At 61.4% G+C, this 6,000-nt stretch carries 4 protein-coding genes and 1 pseudogene; 1 reads left to right on the top strand and 4 read right to left on the bottom strand.

Annotation, left to right across the window (positions count from 1 at the left end):
- The 4 genes and pseudogenes from AC1DQK_RS08205 to AC1DQK_RS08190 form a co-directional block, all read right to left on the bottom strand.
- A pseudogene (locus AC1DQK_RS08205) lies at positions 1-149 on the bottom strand (electron transfer flavoprotein subunit beta/FixA family protein); the annotation flags it as partial.
- 223 nt (positions 150-372) lie between these two features.
- Complete coding sequence (locus AC1DQK_RS08200; RefSeq protein WP_477869219.1) at positions 373-696, bottom strand: 2Fe-2S iron-sulfur cluster-binding protein; 324 nt, start codon at positions 694-696, stop codon at positions 373-375.
- A 23-nt stretch (positions 697-719) separates the two neighbouring features.
- Positions 720-1,844, bottom strand: coding sequence for an acyl-CoA dehydrogenase family protein (locus tag AC1DQK_RS08195; RefSeq protein WP_477869217.1), 1,125 nt, complete (start codon positions 1,842-1,844; stop codon positions 720-722).
- A 74-nt stretch (positions 1,845-1,918) separates the two neighbouring features.
- Positions 1,919-3,115, bottom strand: coding sequence for an acyl-CoA dehydrogenase family protein (locus tag AC1DQK_RS08190; RefSeq protein ID WP_477869215.1), 1,197 nt, complete (start codon positions 3,113-3,115; stop codon positions 1,919-1,921).
- 500 nt (positions 3,116-3,615) lie between these two features.
- Between AC1DQK_RS08190 and AC1DQK_RS08185 the strand changes: the two genes are divergently transcribed.
- The gene (locus tag AC1DQK_RS08185; RefSeq protein ID WP_477869213.1) at positions 3,616-5,655 is read left to right on the top strand and encodes an oxidoreductase; all 2,040 of its coding nucleotides are present in this window, start codon (positions 3,616-3,618) and stop codon (positions 5,653-5,655) included.
- The last annotated feature ends 345 nt before the right edge of the window (positions 5,656-6,000 follow it).

The raw sequence follows: 6,000 nt of genomic DNA, 5'->3' as shown, positions 1-6,000 counted from the left end.
TTGAGGCGGATGGCTTCCTCGACGGCGATCTCGTCGAACGGGTTCATCGACATCTTGACGTTGGCCAAGTCGACGCCGCTGCCGTCCATCTTGACCCGCGGCTTCACGTTGTAATCGATCACCCGCTTGACGGGTACGAGTATCTTCATAGCACCAACCCTTTCCAAAAATCAGGGATTTTGCGCGCCGGACTGAAAATGCCCGTCCTTGAGCATCCGCTGCGTACCGCCAAGAAGATTGTTGCGCACACCGTTCAATCAGGCGACGTGCGCTCCGCGCTGAACCCACTCTTGGCGCCGGACTATGAAGCTTGGCCCTAGTGCCGGCCCGACAACGGTGCCGGCGCGACTATCGGACACCCGCTCCTGGCCGTCAGCTACCTTGGGTGACGGGAATCCTTATCTCCAGACCCTCCAGGTCGGGTTGCACAATGATCTGGCAACTCAAGCGCGAATTCGGCTGACGGCCGGCCGCGAATTCAAGCAAGGCATCCTCGCTTTCGTTTGGCTCAGGGACGCGCCCGAGCCAAGCATCGCCCAGATAGACGTGGCAAGTGGCGCAGGACAACTGCCCGCCACAATCTGCATCAATACCGTCAATTCCAGCCTTTATCGCCCCTTCCATGACGGACACGCCGTCATCGATGGAAACGTCAGTTTCATTTCCTGCCGGATCAACAAATCGCACCCGAGCCATTATACCTCCGTTTTGCGGCAAGTTCAGGCCACCTGCCTGTGCTCGTTCTCCAGAATCCGAACGATCTGTTCACGCTGCTCGCGAGGCGTGCCCAGCAACTCGGCGTTGGTGCGAGCCCTCTTATAATAGAGATGGTTCCGCATCTCCCACGTGAAGCCGATCGCTCCGAAAACCTGGATGTTGCAGGCGGTGGCAGCGCAATATTGCTCGCTGGCATAGCTCTGGGCAATGGCTGCGGCTTTGCTAGCGTCGGGCGTTTCCTCACTCAAGGCCCACGCGGCATATTGCACACCCGCCGTGGCACACTCGTTTCCGCCGGCCACTTCGGCAAGATCACGTTTGATCGACTGGTAGGAGCCAATCGGCCGACCAAAGGCGACACGCTCCTTGGCATAGGCCACGGCGTCATCGAGAACCTGTTCGGCACCCCCAACGCTTTCGGCAGCGAGCACGAGGTAGAGCCGGTCGCGGATCCAGGACCAGCTGTCGCCATCGGCCTGAGGCAGCCGCTCGGCGAGCACATCCTTGAACGAAATGCGGCTTACGTGGCGGGTGATGTCGCGCCAGTCGAGGCGCTCCATCGCCAGGCCCTGGGCCTTGGCATCCACCATGAAGAATGCGGGCGCGCCATCGACGTCGGCCACGACCACGATCTTGTCTGCGTCGGCCGCCTCGACGACGAACGATTTTTCGCCGTTGATCGCCCAGCCGTCCCCAGCTTTCGAAGCGACGGCGCCACGCGACAGACCGTTGACGTCGCCATTCGGATCCGCAACCGCCAGCGCGAGTGACAGCTCGCCTGCGGCCACCTGCGGCAGCAGCGCCTGCTTCTGTTCCTCGCTGCCGCAACGCTCGACGGCCCAGGCCCCCGCCAAAGTCCCGAACAGAGCGGACGGCGCGAGGGTGCGGCCCGTTTCGCCGACGATCATGACCAGGTCGATGTAGCTCATGCCCAGCCCGCCATAGGCCTCCGGAATGACGATGCCGGCCCAGCCGAGCTTCTGGATTTCGCGCCAGAGGCCGTCACGCTCGACAGGCTTCTCGTTCGCCTCCGGTTTCAGGTAAGGGTTGAGCTTGACCTCCTTCGAGAGGAAAGCGCGCGCATTATCCCTGAGAGCGAGATGCTCTTCGCTGAGGGTGAAATTCATCGGATAGGGTATCCCTGATCGAGGGCCGATGTCCTGCCGCTTGCAGAGCCGCGGACATCGGCGCGATGGATGTTTCAGGCCGCCAGCTGCGGGCGGCCGATGTCACTGAACGGCAACTTCGCCGACGGATCGATGTCGCGCGGCAAGCCAAGGATGCGCTCCGCGACTGTATTCCTGAGGATTTCCGTCGTGCCGATGCCGATCGTGCCCGCCGGGCCGAACCAGTAGCAATAATCCCACGTAGCGAACATACCATAGTCCTGCTTCGGCAGCGGTAGTTCGTTATCGTCTCGCACCATCCCCGCGATGCCTTCTGTCCGTTTGGCAAGATCGGAGAGGTGCTGGCCGTGCGGCGAGGCGATCATCTTGCCGAGGTTCGCCTCAAGGCCGGGAGGCTTGCCATTGATCCGGTTGCTGAGGTTGCGGTCGCTGAGCAGGCGGAGCAGTTCGCCTTCGACGTAGATCTTCGCGGCTTCATCCCGGATGAGTGGATCGTTGATCTTGCCGGTCTCGATCAGACCATAAACAAGCTCGCGCGCGGTCGGCCCCTGGCCCCAGACCGCGCCCGGCTTCACCATGCTCATCCGCTCTGTCTGCAACTGTTCGAGAACAATCTGCCACCCTTGGCCTTCCTCGCCGAGTCGGTCGCCAACAGGCACGCGAACGTCGGTCAGGAACACTTCGTTGAATTCGGTGGCATGACCGGACATATCGAGGATCGGTCGAACCTCGACCCCAGGCGTCTGCATGTCGACGAGGAAAATGGTCAGGCCGCGGTGCTTGGGCAGCGTCGGATCAGTGCGAGCGATCAGAACGCCTAGCCGCGAAATATGTGCGTTCGAGGTCCAGATCTTCTGGCCGTTGATGATGTAATGATCGCCCTCGCGCCGCGCCGACGTGCGCAGGGCGCCGAGGTCCGATCCACCGGACGGCTCTGAAAACAGCATGCACCAGAGTTCGCGGCAGGCGAGTGCGGCCGGCAGGAACTTCTGCCGCATTTCCTCGGTACCGTAGGTCAGCAGCGATTGGCCGCACTGGTTCACGCCGATAGGATTGACGATTTGAGGATGAACAATCCCGGCGCGCTTGATCTCCTGTTCGATGATCAGCTGCGTTTCTGGATCCGCCGATAGGCCCCACGGCGCCGGCCAGTGGGGAACGGCATAACCCTTCTCGGCCAACTCTTCATATGTCACGTTAGGGCGCGCTTCGAGCCACTCACGCACTTCGAGGCGACGCGGATCATCGTCGGCGGGAAGATTGAAGTCCATATTCGCTCTCCATAATTTAGTACCCGGACGTTTCTGCCCGGCGCCTTGCCACTCCGTCTCCGTGGCAGTGGCACTCTAGCAGACCCGCAGGTCTGCTGGCCCACAACTGGATGTAACGTATAAAGCATGCGTTCTATCCGTCGGAAGATTCGTGGTGTCAAGTCGAAACGTGACCGCCTGTCCGGTTAGGCAGCGCAACATGCTCCGCGCCGGCTGGGCAGCGCAACGCGCTCCGTACCCGGTGCGCGCCGCACAGATCCCGGACAGCCGGTTACATTTGCCCCGATCCCTCGCCTGTGACGTGCTGCAGCCATGCGGCAAGGGATGTTGCGACCTGTCAGGCCTGGAACGCAGTCAAGAAAGCATCGCCCCTTGCGACGACACTAGTTCATATGCTTTAAATGCTAATTGAAAAACGAGCCGCCGGAGCATCCCCGGCGAACCGATACCAGCCAGGCCCAATGGGTAGCGACGGCAATGACAGAGAGGAAGTGAGCAATATGGTCGCCGCAGGCACCGTAGTTGGCGAGGATCTCTCAGCCCTGCTCCAGCCCATGAAGGTCGGTCCCATCACCGTCACAAACCGGATGATGATGGCAGGGATGTCCGCCGGCAACAAGATTGACGAAAATGGCGCGATCCATCCGCAGATGGCGGCCTACTTGCTCGAACGTGCGCGCGGCGGACCGGGTCTGATCGCGATTGGCGCGACGCGGGTCGCACCCGTCAGTGCCAGGAACCCCCACAGCTTGGAGCTGTTCAATGACGCTGTCATCCCATCACTTGGCAAGCTGGCCGAATCAGTTCACCAGTACGGCACCAAACTTGGCATCCAGCTCTGGAACGGCGGCGGCACAGAGGGGACAAGCCCTGATGCCCTGATGTCGCCCTCTGGCCTTTCGTCGAACGTCCGGACCGCGATGGGCGACGCCACGTCTCGGCGCCTTGGCTCACCGAACCAGGCGATGACCGTCGAGCAAATCGAGGAAATGATAGGCTATTTTGCGGCGGCCGCTCGGCGATGCGCCGAAGCCGGGCTCGATTTCGTCGAGATTCATGCAGGGCATGGCTATCTGCTCAGCAACTTTCTGACCCCTTTGTTCAACCGCCGCGAGGACGAATATGGCGGCAGCTTTGAAAACCGGACCCGGATGCTGCTGCGCGTCATCCGCGCAGTCCGCAAGGCGATCGGCGACGATATTGCGGTGGGTCTGAAGTATAACGGCAGCGACTTTCTGGGCGACCAGGGCTGGACGATCGAGGATAGCTGCCGGCTGGCACCCCTCGCGGAGGAGGCGGGGGTTGATTACATTACAATCACCGCTGGACTTGTTGGCACCCCCCAGCTCACGATCCCGCCCATGTACGAGCCCCAGGGCTGCTACTCGGACCTTGCTGCAGCCGTCCGCCCCTTTGCTACGGTGCCGATCGGCACAATTGGCCGCATCAAGAACCCCCTCATGGCGCGCGACCTGATAGCCGAAGGCAAGGCTGACTTTGTCTGTTTCGGCCGCAGCACGATTGCAGACCCCGATTTCTTCGGGAAGGTCCGGCGCGGAGCGCTGCAAGAGATCAGGCCGTGCCTCGCGGATTGCCGCGGATGCATCGACGAGCACCTCCATCGGCATCCGGGTGGCGGGGATGCGTGCTGCGTCGTGAACCCGCGAATGGGACGCGAACTGGAATGCGTCGACGTGGAGGACGCTTCAAGCGGGCAACCCAAGACCGTCGTCGTCGTGGGCGGCGGTCTCGCCGGTATGGAGGCTGCCCGTATGACGGCTTTCTCAGGACACCACGTCACGCTGTTCGAACGCCGCGTTCGCCTTGGCGGCCAGATGTTGCTTGCGCGCGAAATGCCGGGTCGCCGGGAAATCGGCGACATCCTTTTCTGGTATGAGCGGCAACTCGATTCGCTCGGCGTCCAGGTCCGTCTCTCGACCGAGGTTGACGCCGCAATGATCACCGACCTGAGGCCCGACGTCATCGTCGTCGCAACGGGTAGCCAGCCATCGGTTCCGCAGAACATGATTGATCTCGTGATGAACAGCGAAACGATCGACATGATACTGCTGGACGATCTCGTCGAGAGCGACATGCCGGCGGGCAAGTCTGTCCTGGTGGTGGGGGGAGACCAGAACGGCATGGTGATTGCCGACTATCTCGCCGAACGCGGCGCAAGAGTGACGGTCAGCGAGTTCGGTGGGCATTTCGGACGCAAGCTCGCTGCGCATGACCGCTGGTATCTGCTGAATCGGCAGAATGCCAAACATGTGAAGCGGATCAAGAACGTGCATGATGTCATGCTGAGCGATGAGAGCGGCATCATTTTGCAGACCGCTGATGGTCCGGTGACGTTGGGTCAGATTGATTCGGTGGTTTTCGCCAGCGAGCGGAAATCAGATCGCGCCATTCTTGAGGCAGCCGAGAAGTCAGGTGCTACGGTCGTTGTCGCCGGCGATGCGCATGATGTCGTATCGGAGAACGCTGGCACTATCTTCGCGAACATCGCACATGCTTACAACTCAACACGACGAATCTAGTCGGGGGGTTCGGGAGCCGGACCGTGGGCCGGTCCCCGGAGGTTGTCGCAACGCGACCTGCTGACATGCTCATCCCGAAACGAACCTTTCATGGATCTGGGAATCGCCGCCAAGCGAGCACGGCGGGATCGAGTCCAGGAGCCGCCAGCGCGCGCGCTGCTGGCGGAGGGTGCGCCGTCACGCGGCTTACATCACCGGTTCGATGCTGCGAGTGGATGGGGGCGGGATCCGATCGCTGTAAGGAATTCGGATTAGATCATCGTTTTAATCCACGATGCCGCGGATCAGCCGCAGGGCCACAGCTTGACCTTGAGTCGGGAGCAAGCGATGCTGTCGCGTTTCAGC

This window comes from Rhizorhabdus sp. P4_G5 (genome assembly GCF_056401065.1).
The sequence above is the reverse complement of the archived record's forward strand: the minus strand, read 5'-3'. Positions and strand labels throughout refer to the sequence as shown.